At 44.1% G+C, this 18932-nt stretch carries 18 protein-coding genes and 1 riboswitch; of the genes, 12 read left to right on the forward strand and 6 right to left on the reverse strand.

All coding sequences use genetic code 11. The features are described 5' to 3' along the window. Positions 1-161: 161 nt before the first annotated feature. Together walM and M0696_RS03515 are read left to right on the forward strand one after the other, a co-directional pair. Positions 162-533 (forward strand): cell wall metabolism protein WalM, encoded by a 372-nt coding sequence (gene walM, locus M0696_RS03510; RefSeq protein WP_014112896.1) that lies wholly within the window; start codon positions 162-164, stop codon positions 531-533. A gap of 65 nt (positions 534-598) precedes the next feature. Continuing rightward, positions 599-1645 carry a PD40 domain-containing protein gene (locus M0696_RS03515; protein WP_166854050.1) on the forward strand — a complete coding sequence of 349 codons (1047 nt, stop codon included), beginning with the start codon at positions 599-601 and terminating at the stop codon, positions 1643-1645. Positions 1646-1678: 33 nt separating this feature from the next. Here M0696_RS03515 and M0696_RS03520 read toward each other — a convergent pair whose 3' ends face one another. From M0696_RS03520 to gabP, 6 genes are all read right to left on the reverse strand, one after another. Next, positions 1679-1837 (reverse strand): hypothetical protein, encoded by a 159-nt coding sequence (locus tag M0696_RS03520; RefSeq protein WP_222143703.1) that lies wholly within the window; start codon positions 1835-1837, stop codon positions 1679-1681. 187 nt (positions 1838-2024) lie between these two features. Beyond that, complete coding sequence (locus tag M0696_RS03525; RefSeq protein ID WP_003219370.1) at positions 2025-2234, reverse strand: cold-shock protein; 210 nt, start codon at positions 2232-2234, stop codon at positions 2025-2027. 82 nt (positions 2235-2316) lie between these two features. Next, positions 2317-3132 (reverse strand): alpha/beta fold hydrolase, encoded by an 816-nt coding sequence (locus tag M0696_RS03530; RefSeq protein ID WP_222143704.1) that lies wholly within the window; start codon positions 3130-3132, stop codon positions 2317-2319. 14 nt (positions 3133-3146) lie between these two features. Further along, a complete protein-coding gene (locus M0696_RS03535; protein ID WP_248602505.1) occupies positions 3147-4136 on the reverse strand; it encodes a DUF4003 family protein in 990 nt (329 codons plus the stop codon). 97 nt (positions 4137-4233) lie between these two features. Next, the gene (cotA, locus tag M0696_RS03540; protein ID WP_222143706.1) at positions 4234-5775 is read right to left on the reverse strand and encodes an outer spore coat copper-dependent laccase CotA; all 1542 of its coding nucleotides are present in this window, start codon (positions 5773-5775) and stop codon (positions 4234-4236) included. Positions 5776-5926: 151 nt separating this feature from the next. Continuing rightward, positions 5927-7336 (reverse strand): GABA permease, encoded by a 1410-nt coding sequence (gene gabP / locus M0696_RS03545; protein WP_222143707.1) that lies wholly within the window; start codon positions 7334-7336, stop codon positions 5927-5929. Between the two features lie 410 nt (positions 7337-7746). Here gabP and mneS point away from each other — a divergent pair, with 410 nt between their 5' ends. The 10 genes from mneS (at position 7747) to M0696_RS03595 (ending at position 18875) form a co-directional block, all read left to right on the forward strand. Next, complete coding sequence (gene mneS, locus M0696_RS03550) at positions 7747-8619, forward strand: manganese transporter MneS (RefSeq protein WP_222143708.1); 873 nt, start codon at positions 7747-7749, stop codon at positions 8617-8619. A 150-nt stretch (positions 8620-8769) separates the two neighbouring features. After that, entirely contained in the window at positions 8770-9732 is a 963-nt protein-coding gene (locus M0696_RS03555) for an AAA family ATPase (protein ID WP_166854043.1), read from the forward strand. After that, the gene (locus M0696_RS03560; RefSeq protein ID WP_222143709.1) at positions 9732-10928 is read left to right on the forward strand and encodes a DUF58 domain-containing protein; all 1197 of its coding nucleotides are present in this window, start codon (positions 9732-9734) and stop codon (positions 10926-10928) included. The genes M0696_RS03555 and M0696_RS03560 overlap by 1 nt, the downstream gene beginning before the upstream one ends. A 21-nt stretch (positions 10929-10949) precedes the next feature. Next, positions 10950-13163: a DUF4129 domain-containing transglutaminase family protein gene (locus tag M0696_RS03565; protein WP_248602506.1), complete on the forward strand. Its 2214-nt coding sequence runs from the start codon at positions 10950-10952 to the stop codon at positions 13161-13163. Positions 13164-13325: 162 nt separating this feature from the next. Further along, complete coding sequence (gene guaA / locus M0696_RS03570; RefSeq protein ID WP_003219388.1) at positions 13326-14867, forward strand: glutamine-hydrolyzing GMP synthase; 1542 nt, start codon at positions 13326-13328, stop codon at positions 14865-14867. Positions 14868-15010: 143 nt separating this feature from the next. Next, positions 15011-15112, forward strand: a riboswitch (purine riboswitch). Between the two features lie 135 nt (positions 15113-15247). Next, on the forward strand, positions 15248-16570 hold the full coding sequence (pbuG, locus tag M0696_RS03575) for a hypoxanthine/guanine permease PbuG (RefSeq protein ID WP_166854040.1): 1323 nt from the start codon (positions 15248-15250) through the stop codon (positions 16568-16570). 209 nt (positions 16571-16779) lie between these two features. Further along, positions 16780-17583, forward strand: coding sequence for a hypothetical protein (locus M0696_RS03580; RefSeq protein WP_222143711.1), 804 nt, complete (start codon positions 16780-16782; stop codon positions 17581-17583). A gap of 158 nt (positions 17584-17741) precedes the next feature. Continuing rightward, positions 17742-17909, forward strand: a complete 168-nt coding sequence (locus M0696_RS03585) for a Fur-regulated basic protein FbpA (RefSeq protein WP_166854038.1) — start codon at positions 17742-17744, stop codon at positions 17907-17909. A 214-nt stretch (positions 17910-18123) separates the two neighbouring features. After that, a complete protein-coding gene (locus tag M0696_RS03590) occupies positions 18124-18678 on the forward strand; it encodes a DUF2179 domain-containing protein (protein ID WP_166854037.1) in 555 nt (184 codons plus the stop codon). Beyond that, complete coding sequence (locus tag M0696_RS03595) at positions 18678-18875, forward strand: NETI motif-containing protein (protein ID WP_003219403.1); 198 nt, start codon at positions 18678-18680, stop codon at positions 18873-18875. Before M0696_RS03590 ends, M0696_RS03595 begins: the two co-directional genes overlap by 1 nt. Positions 18876-18932: the final 57 nt, after the last annotated feature.

Consider the following 18932-nt stretch of genomic DNA (forward strand, 5'->3'; position numbering starts at 1 on the left):
ATAACGCTAACACTGTAATTATAATAGGATAATCTTCCATGGTTTATTTTAGCAAAGGTAACTTTTCTGACTTTGTAACATTACTGTAAGGTTATTGAAATGAAAAATCCCTGGTTCATCGTGTATAATTTTTCCTAGAAGTTAACAAACAGGGGGACGAAATGTTGAAGAAAGTCATTTTAGCCGCTTTTATCTTAGTAGGAAGTACTTTGGGAGCTTTCAGTTTTTCATCAGATGCCAGTGCGAAACATGTGAACGGAAATATTACTTGGTATAATGGAGTCGGAAAAAAAGGCTCTTCAGGTAAAAAACTTGGACATTGGGATTGTGCGACCAAGATCGGATTTGATGTTCCTAAAAACGGGACAAAAATCAGAGCTTATGCAAAAGCGAAGCCTAAAAAGGTAATTACGGTTTACAAAAATGATGTTGGCAGAATGCCTAACGCAGTTCTGGATGTAAGCCCTAAAGCGTTTAAAGCGCTTGGATACCCATTAAGCAAAGGAAAAGTAGCGGGACATTACAGCTATTAATTTACATATATAATCTGTAAAGCAAGAAGTCACATTCTTGCTTTTTCTATTGGTGGAGATAAAAGATGAAAAAAAGAATGATGTTACTGTTAACTGTCGTGATTGCAGCCGCTGCGGCTGGTGTTGCGTTTTATGTTGCAAAGGATAAAGGTCATGAGAGCGCTGCTGATGTTTCGGTAAATACGGAAAGCGGTGATAAGCTGCTTGTTTCGATTACGAATACCGATCTGCAGACGAAGTATTATGAAAATGATAAGGTGATCCATGAGGAGAAGCTGACCAGCTATCCAGCATTTGCTTTGGATCAAAAGCAGCAGGTGCTCTATTATACGGGCAATAATGAACAAAATGAAATGAGGCTTTTTAAGCTGGATCTAAAGTCTAATAAAAAGACGATCCTTTATAAAGGTGCTGAGAGTGCGGACAGTTTGTTTTTGTCAAAGGACGGTTCAACCATCTTTTTCCGCTTAGGAAAAGCGGATGAAAGCAATTTCCGGATTGCAGCTTTTGATCTGAAAACGAAGAAGTACAAAAACCTTTATCCTGCCGCTAATAATCAGGATGACAGCGTCAGCAGCTTCTTTTATAACAAAAAAACAGATTCATTTGCCTTACTGCATTATTCTGTAGAAGAAGATTACAAGAAAACAGATGAAGCGAACGAAAAGGGAATCGATCCTAAACCGACTACGATTCATTTTGCGGCAGGCCGTCAAAACAAATTTGATGAGCTGAAGAGCCTTGACCAGTTTATCAGCGATATTGCTGTTTCTGATGATGATAAACGGATTTTGTTCACATCATATACACAAAAAGGCACGGAGCAAACCGCTTCTATTCAGATGCTGAATGCGGATACGAAAAAATATGAAACCATCATTTCAAATCAAAAATCATTCAAGCTGTTAATTGACGCACAGCCGCAGTTCTCTAAGGATGGGAAGAACATTTATTTTCTCGCCGAAGCCGAAGGGGCTAAAAAACTGAAGGATGAAACAGGGCGTGAAGCCAAGGTGCGGACGATTTATTCCTATAACCTTGAAAATAAGAAGTTTAAAAAAGTATGGGAAAATCCGAACGGCATTATCAACAGCTTTTCTGTCATCAACTAATAAAAACCACTCGGCATGGGCTGAGTGGTTTTATTACTGGACGAGGTGAAGGGCTAATGATCCGAGCCATTTAAAGAGATGGATCAGAGGCATCGACAAAAACAGAAGTTCAACATAGGAGTTGATTGCAAGGTTCAGCTTTTTGAACCTAGCTCTTTTTTTCAGGTCTTTTTGCTGCTGATTTGTGATCACGTTATCACTCCCTTTTTGAAATCCATATAATACCAAGCGGATAGACAAAAAGCCCTAAACATTTACAGTTTGGGCTTCTTTCTAATATACGGACTCTTGCAATGAGAGGCTTTTATTCTGGATATAGAATTTGCGTCTCGTTCGGGGATTGTTTGCTTGCAGAGACTTCATTTGTTATAGGGAGGAGCTAACTTGTTTTCGTTTGACTGTTGTTTTGGAGATTCACTAATGAACGGATGCCGTCGATCATTTTGCTTCCGCACAAAGGGCATGATGGCGAGTCACTGCTGGCAAAGTTTTTTCTGGTCCAGCCGTTGCAGTCTTCTTTTGTGCATTCCCATGTACTCACATCTTCTTTAGGCAGCGGTTCTTGATTACGTTTGTTATAGTAAGACATAAAGTCACTTCTTCCCTCATGTATTTTACTGCACATTTCTTATTGTCTCATACTTTTCCTCAATCTCCTAATTCCTTTTTCTTTATGGTTTTCCAATCAGACCATCTAAAAAGGAGATGAGTGTACTGTTAAAAGCGTCGGGCTCTTCTAAAAACGGGCAATGGCTGCTTTTAGAAAAGGTGACGAGCGTCGAGTTTGGAATATTGCTGCGTAAGTGCTCCCCAGCAGCTGTCGAGAAAAATTTGCGGTCTTCCCCGAAGCACAGCAATGTCGGCACATTGATGTTTTGAAGGGTGCCGCGGTAATCAGCAGCCGTTTGGTTAAATAAAATCGTACTTGAAATCGCAGCCGGCTGTTTGAGGATTTCTGCCAGCATCCATTCTGTTTCTGTCTTAGCAGGCGGTTCTGCGAACATATTGTGGATGAAGCTTTCGTAAAATGGCAGCGGTTCAGTCTGAATGGCGTGCATCGCTGTTTTTAAACCGTCAAAATCAAACGGACCGTGTTCCCAGCCCTCCCATTGATAGTCGGAAGCGGATTGATCGATGATCACAGCGGCTTGTATATTATCATTCCCAAATTGATTGAGATAATCCCATACGACGAAAGCGCCCATTGACCAGCCGGCAAGAACGGCATGATCGAGTTCCATTACTTTTAGAAATTCCCTTACGTCACGGGCATATTGGGAAATGGTATGTCCGTGAAGCACTTTGTCGGATTCGCCGTGCCCTCTAAGGTCGAGACGAATACACTGATAATTGGCAGAAAGTGCTGAAAATTGTTTGTGGAAAAATTGTCCGCTCATCAGCACGCCGTGTATAAATAGGATCGGTGTACCGCTTCCGTGCGTTTCATAGTATAGGCGTGTCTGATCTCCTAATGTGATGTATGGCATGTTTTCCCTCCTCTTTAGTTTCCGTCATGAGAATGACTGGCTGCTGTAGAGCTGATGATAGCAGCTGTCGCGGCTGCCTGCTGGGCCTGAATGACCGTTTCGATTGCGGTATATAGTCCTGATTCCATCAGCAGATGTTTCTCCATATGCTCACTGAGATATAGGCTGACAGCAATTTTGAAATTCATTTCCTTTTTCCATTTAAATGCTTTTTCTTGGTTTAATTCGTGAGTGATGCCCAAAACGGTTTTGATATCTGGCTCTTCCAGAAATGTGAGAAGGGCAAGATCCGGATAATGATAATCCTTTGGCCTTTTGGAAGATTCAGTGATGGATTGACATATATGTTTGCAATGGGAAACGAGCGTTTCAGGGTCTTTTTCACTTTGCAAGGCCAGAATATGGCTGACCTGGTGTAAGTAATGTCCTTTTTTAAACCCGCTGGCTGCCAGCAGCTGATAGCATGTTTCCGCCTTGTTTAGCGCCTGCAAACCGTTTTCGTTTTCGCCAAGCAATACGGCAAGCGGAACATTCTGAGTTGAAGTGAGGAAATAATGGTTTTTCTTCATCTGCTGATAAACAGATAGCCCCATGTTCATCTGTTCTCTTTGGTTTGACGTTTCAGATTTGCTGGTGAGCAAGATCAGAGCGGAAAGGTACGTGAACATATCCCGCTTATATCCAAGCCTCACCATTTCATTGTAGACATCGATGAAAGTCAGAAACGTTTGTTTTGCCTCATGCTGAAAATGAATGTCCAGAATGGAAGCAACAGTAAAGCGGTGGTGTGAATTGAGTGTTGAGAAGCTGCCGATGTTTGATTTGATATAGCTGCTCAAATCATAAAAGCGCTGAAAATCAAACTCTCTTTTATTCACAATATATGCAGAAGATATGAGCATTAATATCTGATCGTGTGCAACTTTCCATTTTAATTTTGATTTTAATTCGGCATAAATGGAAATGTAGTGTTTTGTTTTTTCATTTAGGTCGTTTGTCAGCATAAAAAGCAGCTCCTTTTTGCTGTTTTTATGTTATACGAAAAATGGGGACAAAAGTTTCGTATAAAAAAACTTGCCTGCGGGAGGCAAGTTTGTCGGGTTATTTATGGGGATCTGTTATATCCATCGGTCTCATCATGTCATAGTCTTCATGCTCAAGAATATGGCAGTGCCATACGTATCGTCCGCTGTACGGCCCGAATGTCGCCGCGATTCTCAGGACTTCACCTGCATGCGCTTGAATGGTGTCTTTCCAGCCCTTTTCACTTGGCGGCGGCGGAACAGCCGGACCGGTGTAGGCCAATTCCCCTCTTTCTTGATAACGCGCGATATCAAACGGACGCCGGTCTAACACACGGAAGGAGACCAGATGCAGGTGGATCGGATGTGTTCCGCGCGTCGGGTTGATAATGGACCATATTTCAGTTGTTCCGGCTTTTGGTGCTTCTGTGACAGGATCGTGCCAGCGTTTGTTATTGAGAAGAAGGACGGGTCTGCCGTATTCGTCCTGGGTGCCTGCCAGTTTCAGTGTTCTGATGTTCTGTATTCTTTCATTCTGCACGGAAGGGTATGAGGCAAGGTACTTCGGCTTTCTGCTTTCGTCCTTTTGTGCTAATGGTTTTGTGACTCTGAATTGCATGATATTCGCATCTGTTTCAGGATTGACATCACCGCCGCAGCCTGCGCTGTTTGCCAAAATAATCGATTGTCCTTCATAGGTTGTGAAGTCAATAATGATATCGTAACGTTCAGCGGGCGCAAGACTGAAAGAGTTCAGTTTAACAGAGCGCGGCAGGAGCCCTCCGTCTGAACCAATCTGAATAATTTCCCCGCCATTATCAAGAGACAGGTTATAGGTTCTTGTATTGGAGGCGTTGATGACGCGGAAACGGTATTTCCTAGGTTCGACCTCCAAGTATGGCCATACCTTCCCGTTAACGAGTATGGTTTCTCCGCAAAAAGCCGGAACGATTGAGGGGTTAGGCAGTGACGGTGAAGGGTTTTCCGGTCCGCTTGGATAAAACAAAGAACCGTCCTCGTTGATCGTGCGGTCTGTAATAAGAAGCGGCACGTCGTATTCGCCTGAAGGCAGCTTTAAGCGTTTTTCCTTTGGATCGTGAATGATATAGGCGCCGACGAGTCCGGCATAGACATTCAGCCTGGTGAGCGCCATGGCGTGATCGTGATACCACAAAATAGCACCGCGCTGCTGATTCGGATAATGATAAACCTCTCGTTTAAAATAAGGGCCTGTTTGTTCAAAGCCTTTGGAAAACCAAGCCTCCGGATACCCGTCACTATCATCTGGCGTGACGCCTCCGTGCAAATGAACAACGGTTTTTACTTCTGGTTCTTCATGCTGGCTTTCACTGTGATGAATGGTGTGATCAATCGGAAGAAAATGTGTGGAAGGAAGGTTATTCATCCATTTCACATAAACGTTTTCATTTCTATTGACTTCAATGGTAGGTCCGGGAAATAAGCCGTTGTAACCCCACAAACGGGTTGGAGGGAGATCGCGGTGAAGCTGATGAGTACATTCTTCCATGGTGACTTCGTAGTATGTCTTTTCTTTTGTTTGCTGCACCGGCTTTAGTGTATCTGGGATTGGGAGGGCATCCGCAAATTTTTCAAGTGTCATTTTCATCGTCCTTATCTAATTTTTCCAAATTGGTACTATAGTTAATGACAATAAGGACGTGATGGTTACAAAAAAATCTGTGGGCCGCCGCCTGCTCGAAGAAGAAAATAACAAACTCCTAAACGGCAGACCGTTTAGGAGTTGATCAGCATTATGGCAGGATGTCGGGCTGCTGCTGTGTGACAGGCTCGGCTACCGCTTTCTCGCTGACCTTGCGTTTTCTGAACACAAGATAAGAAATCAGAACGATTCCCGTGATAACGCCTGTCAGCAGCAGCTCGTCTCTCATGGAATGAATAAACGCCATAGATACTAAAATTCCACAGATGGCGATAATGGTCAAGTAGGTTAGGAAAGGGAAGAGCCACATCTTGATCTTCAATGCTTCTGGGTTTGTTTTTTCGAGTTTTTTTCGCATTCTCAGTTGGGAAACAGCGATGACAAGATAGACGAGTAAAGCAATTGCGCCTGATGAATTGACTAAGAATAAAAAGACCTTGTCCGGTGAAAAGTAGTTCATTACGACCGCAATATAAGAGAAAAATGTTCCGGCGACAATGGCTTGTACGGGAACGCCTTTTTTGCTCAATTTCATAAAACGGCGCGGCGCTTCGTTTCTTTCTGCAAGTGAATACAGCATTCTGGATGTGGTGTACAAACCTGAATTCAGGCAAGAGAGTACAGCTGTGAGGACGATAAAGTTCATAATCTGCGCGGCTGCCGGCACTCCAATATGCCCAAGTACAGCGACGAAAGGGCTTTCTAAAATATTGGCTGAATTCCAAGGCAAAAGCGCCACAACAACGGCGATGGAGCCAACGTAAAAGACGATGATGCGCCATACAACGGATCGGGTCGCTTTCGTTACGGATTCGATCGGGTTGGATGTTTCTCCCGCTGCAATGGCAACGATTTCTGTTCCCATAAAAGAGAAGATGACAACGACAATGCCGAGCAATACGGAGCTGATGCCTTCGGGGAAAAATCCGCCTTTGCCTGTAATATTGGATAAACCGACTGGCTCACTGCCTGGCGCAAAGCCAAAAATAAAGGCAAATCCAACGATTAGAAACGCGATGATGGTAATAACTTTAATGAGGGAGAACCAATATTCGAACTCACCAAAAGACTTAACGGAGTAGACGTTTGTCAGGGTGAGCACGATCGTCAAGATCAAACTTGTCAGCCATAGCGGAATATCATGGAACCAGTATTGAATAATGCCAGCACCGGCAATGGCTTCGATTGCAATGACAATCACCCAGAAAAACCAATACAGCCAGCCGATTGTAAATCCTGCCCACGGTCCGATGGCATCGTGAGCGTATTGAGAAAACGATCCGCTCGTCGGGTTTACGGCAGACATCTCACCGAGCATTCTCATGATAAAGATTACCAATAATCCGGCTAACGCGTAGGAAACAATGGCACCGGGACCGGTCGAGTGAATCACTGAACCGCTGCCTACAAATAGGCCGGCTCCAATCACGCCAGCGATTGAAATCATTGTCATATGGCGGGTCTTTAATTCTTTTTTTAATCCTGATTGAGCTTGGTTCATAAGTTGCCTCCTTTAAGAATGAATTCATTACTGAATATTATGATAATTGAAACTCTATCATAAATATACAGTTTGTCGAAAATTCGTGTAAGAAAATATAACAGTTTATTTCAAATTTGTAGGGTTTTGTTTACGGTGTTTTCCGCAGATATACTTGAAAAAAAGAAAAAATGTTTCTGTCATTATTCATTTTGTAGGTTGTTATTATTTTTAATATACGGCAGTTCGCGAGATGTGTTGGTGTCATTGGATTTGAAGTGGTTTTCAAAGAAGAAAATAAATTGGATTAGAGAAAAAGTGTTCTATCATCACTATTTTCCTGTGGCGAGTGAATCATGTTTCTGTAGACCCACTGCGGTTCAGCTTTGTATCATAATAATAGGAAAACGCGAGCGGAGAGGAGGTTTTGTATGGAAAGATATGATGAACTGAAAAAAGGAGAAGCCGGGGCGCTGGTCAGTATAGCGGCGTATCTTGTTCTGTCCGCGATTAAGCTGATCATCGGTTATTTCTTTCACTCAGAAGCGCTTACGGCAGACGGGTTAAATAACACAACTGACATTATTGCTTCTGTTGCTGTGCTGATCGGCCTGCGCATCTCTCAAAAGCCTCCTGACGAAGATCATCCATACGGCCACTTTCGAGCAGAAACGATTGCATCACTTATCGCATCTTTTATTATGATGGTTGTCGGACTGCAGGTGCTGTTCAGCGCCGGAGAATCTATTTTTTCTGCTAAACAAGAGACGCCGGATATGATTGCAGCTTGGACGGCAGCGGGCGGGGCAGCCCTGATGCTTGTAGTCTATCAGTACAATAGAAGACTGGCCAAAAAGGTAAAGAGCCAAGCGCTCCTTGCCGCGGCTGCTGATAATAAATCAGATGCATTTGTCAGTATCGGCACGTTTATCGGCATTGTGGCTGCGCAATTCCACCTTGCTTGGATCGATACGGTCACTGCGTTTGTGATCGGTCTTCTCATTTGCAAAACGGCATGGGATATTTTTAAAGAATCATCTCACTCTTTGACAGATGGCTTCGACGTAAAGGACATGTCAGCTTATAAACAGACGATCGAAAAGATTTCCGGTGTGAGCCGTTTAAAAGACATTAAAGCGAGATACTTGGGCAGTACGGTCTACGTTGATGTGGTGGTTGAAGTATCCGCTGATTTAAATATTACGGAAAGCCACGATATTGCCAATGAAATTGAGCGGAGAATGAAGGAGGAGCATGCGATTGATTATTCGCATGTTCATATGGAGCCTTTAGAACATAAGTAATTGAGCTTCCTGTGACAGGAAGCTTTTTTATGTGATTTGTCCAGTTTTATTGGAAACAATTTGATAGAATCGTTTTTTTATACAGATCGCTTTTTGTGGTAAAGTTAGGTTACAATATGAAGAATTTTGTAGATGACTAGGAGGAAAAGAATGGCATACCAAGAAGACCTGCATCCTTTGCTGGGGAAAGCAGTTGAACATATTAATAGAGTAATGGTTGGAAAACGAGACATCGCCATACTCAGCTTAGCAGCCATTCTTGCCAAAGGGCATGTGCTGCTTGAGGATGTACCCGGAGTTGGAAAAACGATGATGGTCCGCGCACTGGCAAAGTCAATCGGCGCCGATTTCAAAAGAATCCAATTCACTCCGGATTTGCTGCCATCTGATGTAACAGGTGTATCCATCTATAATGCGAAAACAATGGAATTTGAATACCGTCCCGGCCCGATTATGGGAAATATCGTACTCGCCGATGAAATCAACCGGACCTCTCCGAAGACACAGTCGGCTTTGCTTGAAGCGATGGAAGAGGGAAGCGTAACGGTAGATGGCCATACGATGACGCTTGCCGCTCCGTTTTTTGTGATGGCAACCCAAAACCCGGTCGAATATGAAGGGACCTACCCTTTGCCGGAAGCCCAGCTTGACCGTTTTTTATTCAAACTTCGCATGGGTTATCCGACCTTTCGTGAGGAGCTGGATGTGTTATCTCTTCAAGAAAACAGCCATCCGATTGAGACGCTTGAGCCGGTCATTACAAAAGAAGACTTCATCCGTTTGCAGCGGGAAGTGCAAAATGTTCGTGCTGATGACAGCATAAAGGAATATATTGTTGAAATCGTACAGAAAACGAGACAGCATGCCTCTGTTCAATTAGGCGTGAGTCCGCGCGGATCAATTGCTCTTATGAAAGCGGCCCAAGCATACGCGCTGCTGCATCATCGCGACTATGTCATTCCGGATGATATTCAATATTTAGCTCCTTTTACGCTTTCGCACCGGATGCTGCTGCAGCCTGAGGCGAAGTTTGAAGGGATCGAGGCAGAAACGATCGTACGGGAGATCATGTCAGCTGCGAAGGTGCCGGTTCAAAGGTCGTCGATCCGCTGATGAAGAAGAAATTGCAATGGTTCGTATATGGGTGGAAGCTCATTGGACTAACGTTATTGACGGCTGCTGTTTTTTCTTACGCGATGTTTCAGGGCGGCTTTGTCAGCTGGTTTTTGTTTTACGCGTTTCTCCCTTTTGTCGTGTATGCCGGGCTGCTGGCGTTGTATCCGCTCCGCTCTATTCAGGCTTCACGGCAAATGGCCAAAACACAATTGCATGCCGGGGACAGGCTGGGCGTGTCGGTTACGCTGAGAAGGAAGCTGCCGTTTCCCCTGGTGTATATGGTAATTGAAGATTGCCTTCCAGAAGGAGTCGAGTCATTGAACCGAGACGAAGCAGTGGCTAAACGGCTTGTTTTTCCTTGGTTTAAACGGAGTATGACAATGTCGTATGAATTAGCTCGGGTACCGCGTGGGGAGCATCATTTTCATGCTGTCAGGGTGCGAACTGGGGATGTCCTCGGTTTGATTGAAAAAACAGCTTTTTATGAGCTGGAAGACACCCTGTTTGTTTATCCATCCTTTCAGCGTCTTTCTTATCAGGTGAATGAGAGGCATCAGGAAGACGGTGTAAGCGGTTCTTCTCCGGTTCATCAGCACCATTCCGCTGTCGTAGCAAGTGTGCGAAATTATCAGCCGGGAGACCGGTTTGCTGCATTAGACTGGAAGACTTCTGCACGGCGGAGCCAGCTGATGACGAAGGAGTTTGAACCGTCTCGAAGCAAAAACCTGTTTCTTCTGATGGATCGTTCTTCCTCTGAAGCATTTGAAGAGGTCGTTTCTGTAACAGCTTCGATTCTTCATTCTGTTTTAAAAAATGGCACGGCGGCAGGCTTGGCCTCAGTCGGAAAGGAAAAAACGATTTTTCCTATTCAGGAGGGGGAGCATCATTTCAAGCACATGCTACGGCATTTAGCCGTTGCTCATTGTGATGCGGCAGACCCGGTAAGCCGATATGTACGGGAGGAGATGGGGAAGCCATCTGTTCGCCAGGCTGACAAAGTGATCGTCACGGGGCAGTTCACGGAAGATTTGCTGAACATCGCAGAAACCGGGGGCGGACGGGTTACAGTGATACTGGCAAAAGAGAAAGATGCTGAGCTTTCTCAAGCTGAAAATGTCATGATTGAACGGATGAAGAAACGTCAAATCAGAGTTCAGGTCATGAGGGACGGACGAGTTTCGCGTGTTGTTTAGAAAGAGAGGTGACGGGTGCACATGCCGCACGATGATCAGAAGGGAAGCCGTTTGAGCTTGCTGATATTTTATTTTCTGGCGTTTTTATTGCTGTGGGAGTGGCTCAGACCGCTTGACAGTTTTACAGATACGAAACATACGGGCTTTTTTAGCGTCTTTATCGGCTTGACGTTTCTGCTGACTTTTTTCCGGATGAGGTGGTTTGTCACCGTTCCTTTTTGCGTTTTATTTACGTTGATCTCGATACACATTCTGTTTTATCAAGGTTCTATATTTGATTTGAGCTGGATCAGCTCTTTTTTACAGGATGTCTATTTGAATATCACGTTGATTCAATCAGGGCAATGGAATGACATGATCCCTTCATTTCGGACCCTGTTGTTTTTTGTGTTGCTGTGGCTGCTGGTCTATCTCCTTCATTATTGGGTGATTTATCAGAGAAGAATTTTGTTTTTCTTTATGATGACAGTAGCGTACATTACGATTCTTGATACCTTTACGCCATATGATGCCACTTTTGCCGTCATCCGTATCGTGCTGATCGGCTTCTTTATGCTGGGCCTTTTATACTTAGATCGCATCAAGCTGATGGAAAGAATCACACTGCCAAAAACATCTGTCCTGAAATGGTTTCTTCCTTTATCTGTATTGATTTTGGCTGCTGTGGGATTCGGACTTGCAGCTCCGAAATCAGAGCCGGCTTGGCCTGATCCGGTACCTTTTCTCAAAAAAATCACGAATCAAGATCATGTGACGGCTGGAGAAAGCAAAATCGGATACGGGAACCATGATGAATCACTCGGCGGACCGTTCCAGCAGGATGATACACCTGTTTTTACATGGCAGGGAAAAGAGCGTACGTATTTCCGTGTGGAAACGAAGGATACGTATACAGGAAAAGGCTGGATTGAAACAGACACAGGCATGTCATATCAGCTTAGCGGAGGAAAAGTTGAAAATCTGTGGTTTGACCATAAGGTTAAGACAGAGCGCAACACCGTCCGTGTAAAAGTCGACGAACACTACGGGTATAACCATGTGATGTATCCGATCGGTGCAGAAACCATTCAGCCAAAGCGGGCTGTCTCACTTGAAATGAACGGGAACACGGAACAAATTTCCCCGATCAGTGAACAAGCCGGTGAGATCAGAAATATGGGGAGCTATACAGTAGCGTACAATTCCCCGGTCTACAAGCTGGATGAGCTGAGAAAGGTAAAAGTGAGAAACAACAGTGAGGAATACACATTCAGCGACCGCTATATGCAGCTGCCGGATTCACTGCCTGAGCGGGTGAGAAACCTTGCGATCAAGCTGACCCAGGATCACGATAATATGTTTGATAAGGTGAAAGCGGTTGAGGAATACTTAGGATCAAATGAGTTCACATATGAAACCGAAAACGTGTCCATCCCTAAGAATGATGAGGATTACGTCGATCAATTTCTGTTTGAAACAAAGATGGGCTACTGTGACAACTTTTCTTCCGCTATGGTGGTGCTCCTGCGTTCGGCCGGCATTCCGGCCCGCTGGGTAAAGGGGTATACGTCCGGCGAATATAAAGATGCAGGAAACAAAAACGGCAGCATCTACGAAGTGACAAATAACAACGCCCATTCCTGGGTAGAGGTGTATTTCCCGGAACAGGGCTGGGTCACATTTGAGCCGACTAAAGGGTTTACAAATCCGGCTGAGTTTACTTCTTCTGACACAAAGGGTTCCGGCAGCGAGAGCAGCAGCTCGCCGGAGAAAACAAAAGAGGAGCAGAAAGAAGAGAAAAAACAGCCGAAAAAAGAGGAAACACAAAAGGAAAAACGGGAGCCAGCTGGTTCTGAAAAGCCGTCCGCTTCACATGCAAACGCGGGTGCAGGATGGTATGTAGCGCCCGCACTTCTTGTAGTCCTCCTGTTGGCAGCAGTATTGCTGTATGTTTTCCGTTCGTTATGGATTCCTGTTTTCATTGCGAGAAGATTGAAGCGGCGCAGTGATCAGTACGTGTTTTTTGAGGCGTACGGCGCGCTGCTGAAACAGCTGAAGAGAAGAGGAATGCCGAAACGAGACAGTGAAACGCTTCGTGATTATGCAAAACGAATCGATGGAAAATACGACTCAGAAGACATGTCAAAGCTGACATTATGCTATGAACGGGCCCTTTACAGAAATGAAGATTCGGCCGCGCTTTGGAATGAATCCAGAGAGTTATGGGAAAATTTAATTAAAAGAAGATGGTCTTGACCACTTATCAACGTGTTGTTAGAATTAGTGAATATTATCGGAGTCTGGGAGCGAGTTGCCTGACTCCGGCAAAACGGCCTTGCCAAAGAGGGCGGAGCGAGCTTCATATCTGTCCTCGTTTTTTTCTGTGTCAAAAAACTTAGAGGAGATTAGGTGACAACCATGACAAAGTTAGTGAATGAAATGATTCTTGTCCTTGATTTCGGCAGTCAGTATAACCAGCTGATTACACGCCGTATCCGTGAATTCGGTGTATACAGCGAGCTGCATCCCCATACATTGACGGCTGAAGAAATTAAAGAAATGAATCCAAAAGGAATTATTTTATCCGGCGGTCCAAACAGTGTGTATGATGAAAACTCTTTCCGCTGTGACGAGAAAATCTTTGAGCTCGATATTCCTGTTTTGGGAATTTGCTACGGCATGCAGCTGATGACTCATTACCTTGGAGGTAAAGTTGAAGCGGCAAGCCAGCGTGAATACGGAAAAGCAAACATCCACATCGAAGGCACACCTGATTTGTTCAAAGATCTTCCGAACGAACAAGTGGTTTGGATGAGCCATGGCGATTTGGTTGTAGAAGTTCCTGAAGGCTTCACTGTTGACGCGACAAGCCATCACTGCCCGAATTCAGCGATGAGCAAAGCCGACAAAAAATGGTACGGCGTTCAGTTCCACCCGGAAGTGCGCCACTCTGAATACGGCAATGATCTTCTGAAAAACTTTGTATTCGGCGTTTGCGATTGTGAAGGCAAATGGTCAATGGAAAACTTTATCGAAATCGAAATGCAAAAAATCCGTGAAACGGTCGGGGACAAACAGGTTCTTTGCGCGCTAAGCGGCGGCGTTGATTCCTCTGTTGTTGCTGTTTTGATTCATAAAGCGATCGGCGACCAGCTGACTTGTATCTTTGTAGACCATGGTCTTCTCCGTAAAGGCGAGGCTGAGGGTGTTATGAAAACATTCAGCGAAGGCTTTAACATGAATGTGATTAAAGTAGACGCTAAAGACAGATTCTTAAATAAACTAAAAGGTGTTTCTGATCCTGAGCAAAAACGCAAAATCATTGGTAATGAATTCATTTACGTGTTCGATGATGAAGCGGACAAGCTCAAAGGCATCGACTACCTTGCACAAGGAACGCTTTACACAGATATCATCGAGAGCGGTACTGCAACGGCGCAAACGATCAAATCTCACCACAATGTCGGCGGGCTTCCTGAAGACATGCAGTTTGAACTGATCGAGCCGTTAAATACGCTCTTCAAAGACGAAGTGCGCGCGCTTGGCACAGAGCTCGGCATTCCGGATGAAATCGTATGGCGCCAGCCTTTCCCAGGACCGGGCCTCGGAATCCGCGTTCTTGGTGAAGTAACAGAAGAAAAACTGGAAATCGTTCGTGAATCAGATGCGATTTTGCGTGAAGAAGTCGCAAATCACGGGTTAGAGCGTGATATCTGGCAATACTTCACTGTTCTTCCTGACATCCGCAGCGTTGGTGTTATGGGTGACGCAAGAACATATGATTACACAATCGGAATTCGCGCCGTTACATCAATCGACGGCATGACATCTGACTGGGCGCGTATCCCGTGGGATGTGCTTGAAGTCATTTCTACACGTATCGTCAACGAAGTGAAGCACATTAACCGCGTGGTGTACGATATTACAAGTAAGCCGCCTGCGACGATTGAGTGGGAATAATAATCAATTAACGGAAACCATCTTTTTGACGATTTTGCCAAGAAGATGGTTTTTTCTGTTTATTACGAACAAAATCGAATTTCATCTGACTATTGTTCGTTTTTTATATTGTCATTTCAAATTGAAGTTGGTACAATAGACACAGAAATCAAATAAGATGAATTCGTATAATCGCGGGGATATGGCTCGCAAGTCTCTACCAAGCTACCGTAAATGGCTTGACTACGTAAACATTTCTTTCGTTTGATATAAATAAAACACGTTTATTTATTCGAATTGAAATCCGTCTGTAGTCAAGCGTCCCAAATTGTATTGGGGCGTTTTTTATTTGGCGTTTTCAGGACAGAATAAATAGCAAAGAGTGAAGGGAGTCAAATAGCTTGAAAAAGTTTTTTCAGTTTGATGAGCTGGGCACCAGCTATCGCAATGAAATCATTGGCGGATTAACGACTTTTTTATCTATGGCATATATTCTGTTCGTCAATCCGATTACACTTGCTTTGGAGAGCGTAAAAGATTTTCCGGAGGCGCTGAGAATTGATCAGGGTGCGGTCTTTACGGCGACAGCTTTGGCGTCAGCAGCAGGCTGTATTTTAATGGGGTTGATCGCGAGGTATCCGATCGCCATTGCGCCCGGTATGGGGCTGAACGCGTTTTTTGCGTTTTCTGTCGTCCTTGGGATGGGCATTTCATGGCAGGCAGCTTTGTCTGGTGTCTTTATTTCAGGACTTATTTTCGTTGCTCTTTCTTTAACAGGTTTTCGTGAAAAAATCATCAACGCCATTCCACCTGAGCTGAAATTGGCAGTCGGTGCGGGTATCGGCCTGTTTATTACATTCGTTGGATTACAAGGTTCAGGAATTATTACTGCAAACCCTTCTACACTCGTCACCATCGGGAACATTCACAGCGGTCCTGTGCTGTTAACGATTTTCGGTGTGATTGTAACGGTTATTTTAATGGTGCTTCGCGTTAACGCGGGCGTGTTTATCGGAATGCTGTTAACAGCGGTTGCCGGCATGATTTTCGGGTTGGTTCCAGTTCCATCTCAAATCATCGGCAGTGTGCCGAGCCTTGCGCCGACTTTCGGACAAGCATGGATTCACCTGCCGGATATATTCTCCGTACAAATGCTGATTGTCATTTTAACTTTCTTGTTTGTCGGATTTTTTGATACAGCGGGTACACTTGTTGCTGTGGCAACTCAAGCTGGTTTAATGAAAGAAAACAAATTGCCGCGTGCGGGCCGTGCGCTTTTAGCTGATTCATCTTCTATTGTGATCGGTGCTGTGCTTGGTACGTCTACAACAACTTCTTACGTGGAATCAAGCTCAGGTGTCGCTGCGGGTGCCCGTTCAGGATTTGCGGCAATTGTAACAGGTATTCTCTTTTTACTGGCTACGTTTTTCTCACCGCTCCTATCAGTCGTTACATCAAACGTAACAGCGCCGGCACTGATCATTGTTGGTGCACTGATGGTGGCGCCGCTTGGCAAAATTGCTTGGGATAAGTTCGAGGTAGCCGTTCCCGCTTTCCTTACCATGATCATGATGCCGTTAACGTACAGCATTGCGACCGGGATTGCCATTGGATTTATTTTCTATCCGATTACAATGGTGTGCAAAGGAAAAGCCAAAGAGGTTCATCCGATCATGTACGGACTGTTTGTCGTATTTATCCTGTACTTTATCTTTTTAAAATAAGGAATGAAAACCAGCTGCTGAGGTGGCTGGTTTTTTTGTTGCAAAAGGTAAAACCATTTCATACGATATACCGTCATGTAGATGTGCCGCCATGCTTTACTTAAATGGAAATGACTTGACTGTTCAGGAAGGCTTCGGTACCTTATATAAGTGTTTTATTTTCTTGCTGAATGGTATTCCGCCGTATTTTTTTGATAGGAGTTGCTGACATGACGGAAGATAGAAAAGAAACGTTTGAAGAAGAAGTTAACCAGAGTGAAAGAATAGATGCAGATGAAGAACCGCTATCGAGAATGTCCAGAAAGGCGAGCCGGCAAAGCAAGCAGAAGCAAAAACAAAAGCAGAAACCGCACAAGGAACGCGGTGTAACAACTGCTAAAGACAAGCTTGCGTCTGTTTGGGCAGCTATCAACAGATATTGCGGTTTTGCGTTCTCGATTTTAAAATCACCGGCGAAAACCGTCGTGGCGGATGGTTTTTCTCATTATAAGTATGGTTTGATTTCAATGCTTATATTCAGTATGATTTTTTCAATCGGGAACTGGTTTCAGTTAAAGGCGAGCTGGAATCGCCCGCTCGGGTTTGGAGAACGCCATCACGCTTTTTATGACGGATTTTTAGTTGTTCTTGTGTATTTGCTTCTCTTTTTCGCGGTAATGGTCTTAGCGGTATGGGCCGTCTCCCGCTATATGATGAAGCAGAAGGTGTCGTTCAGGGAAGCAGCTGCCGGTTTGGGATCATTGCTTGTACCGGTGATTGCTGTTTCAATTCTTTGGCTGATCTTTGCGATCGTAAATATCCCGATCCTGACAGTTCTGTTTACAGTGCTGATCTTGTTTTCGATCTTTTTTATGACGGCGCTGTATGTGCAGCGTCTGTATCAGGCGGCACAGGATGCACCGATTGACTATATCTATTGTGTATTTGCTGTGGTTGCGGTAGCACTGCTGTTTACGGCGGTGACTTGGCCGTTGATTTCTGAGTATTTCACGGCGTCGCTGATTCCGCTTTAATGAAAAAACCGGCTGTTCATAGCCGGTTTTTTTATGTCACATTTTTTACAAATATATCTAAAAAACATAGTTGATTTGTAGGATTAATCCATGTATGATGGGGAAAATGCTGTAAAAGTCCAGCGCACAAACCTTTATGTTTAAGGAGGATGATGGACATGGCTGATTTACTTCGCCGAGCGATTAATCAAAAGAAGCAATTTTTAAAAACCAAATTACTGCTCTCGGAATTTTATCAGGGAAGAGGGGAACAGCTGTCTGATTATACGCTGAGTGAGCTTGAAAAAGAATACAAGTCCCTTCTGAAATTGAAAAAAGAGATCTGACAATATATGAGAAGAGGTGAGTCTGCTGAAAAGCAGGCTTTTTTGTTTTGATTTTGAAATGGTGAGAAAGAGGGTAAACTACTACTGTTCAAACTCATAAAGCGTGTCGAAATATTTTCCTTAGGCTTACGGCCTCAGCTCATTGTAAACGACTCATTTCTCTAGTAGAATATGAATGCTTTATGCAAGCTGAAGAGTGGGGGGATGAAATAAAATGATGCAAACCATCTTATCAAATGGGTTAGCCATGGTTCTCATAATTCTTATTATTAATATTGTCTATGTGTCATTTTTTACGATAAGAATGATTTTAACGCTGAAAGGGCAGCGTTATTTAGCGGCCGGCATAAGCACGATTGAAATACTGGTTTATGTGACAGGACTGAGCCTGGTGCTCGATAACTTAGACCAGATTCAAAATGTAATTGCATACGCGATCGGTTACGGTCTTGGCGTGATTGTCGGCATGAAAATAGAAGAAAAATTGGCACTTGGCTATATTATGGTCAATGTGATTACAAAGGAGCTCGATCTTGATCTTCCGAGGCAGCTCCGTGAAAAAGGCTACGGCGTAACAAACTGGGTGGTTGGCGGGCTTGAAGGTGACCGCACAGCCCTTCAGATTCTGACGCCGAGAAGATATGAACTCCAGCTGTATGATACGATAAAAACACTTGATTCAAAAGCTTTTATTATTGCGTATGAACCAAAAACAATCCATGGCGGCTTCTGGGTCAAAGCGGTGAAGAAGAGGAGAATTAAAGAATAATGGCAAAGCCGAAGAAGAAAAAGTTTGAAGTGACAGAGCAGCAAACGATTGATGCAGTGCTTCAGCAAATGAAAGAAGAAGGATATCTGCCAGTGCGGCGAATGGAGGAGCCTATTTTTATGGAGAAAAAGGAAAATGGGTCAATTCAGATCGTTCCGTGCGGGAAAAAAATCGTATTTGAAGGGAAATTGATCTAAAACACGAACATTAGTAGAATGAATTTTTGTATCGTTCGATAATATCGTTGACATTAT

The sequence above is a fragment of the Bacillus rugosus genome (assembly GCF_023238245.1).
Taxonomy (GTDB): domain Bacteria; phylum Bacillota; class Bacilli; order Bacillales; family Bacillaceae; genus Bacillus; species Bacillus rugosus.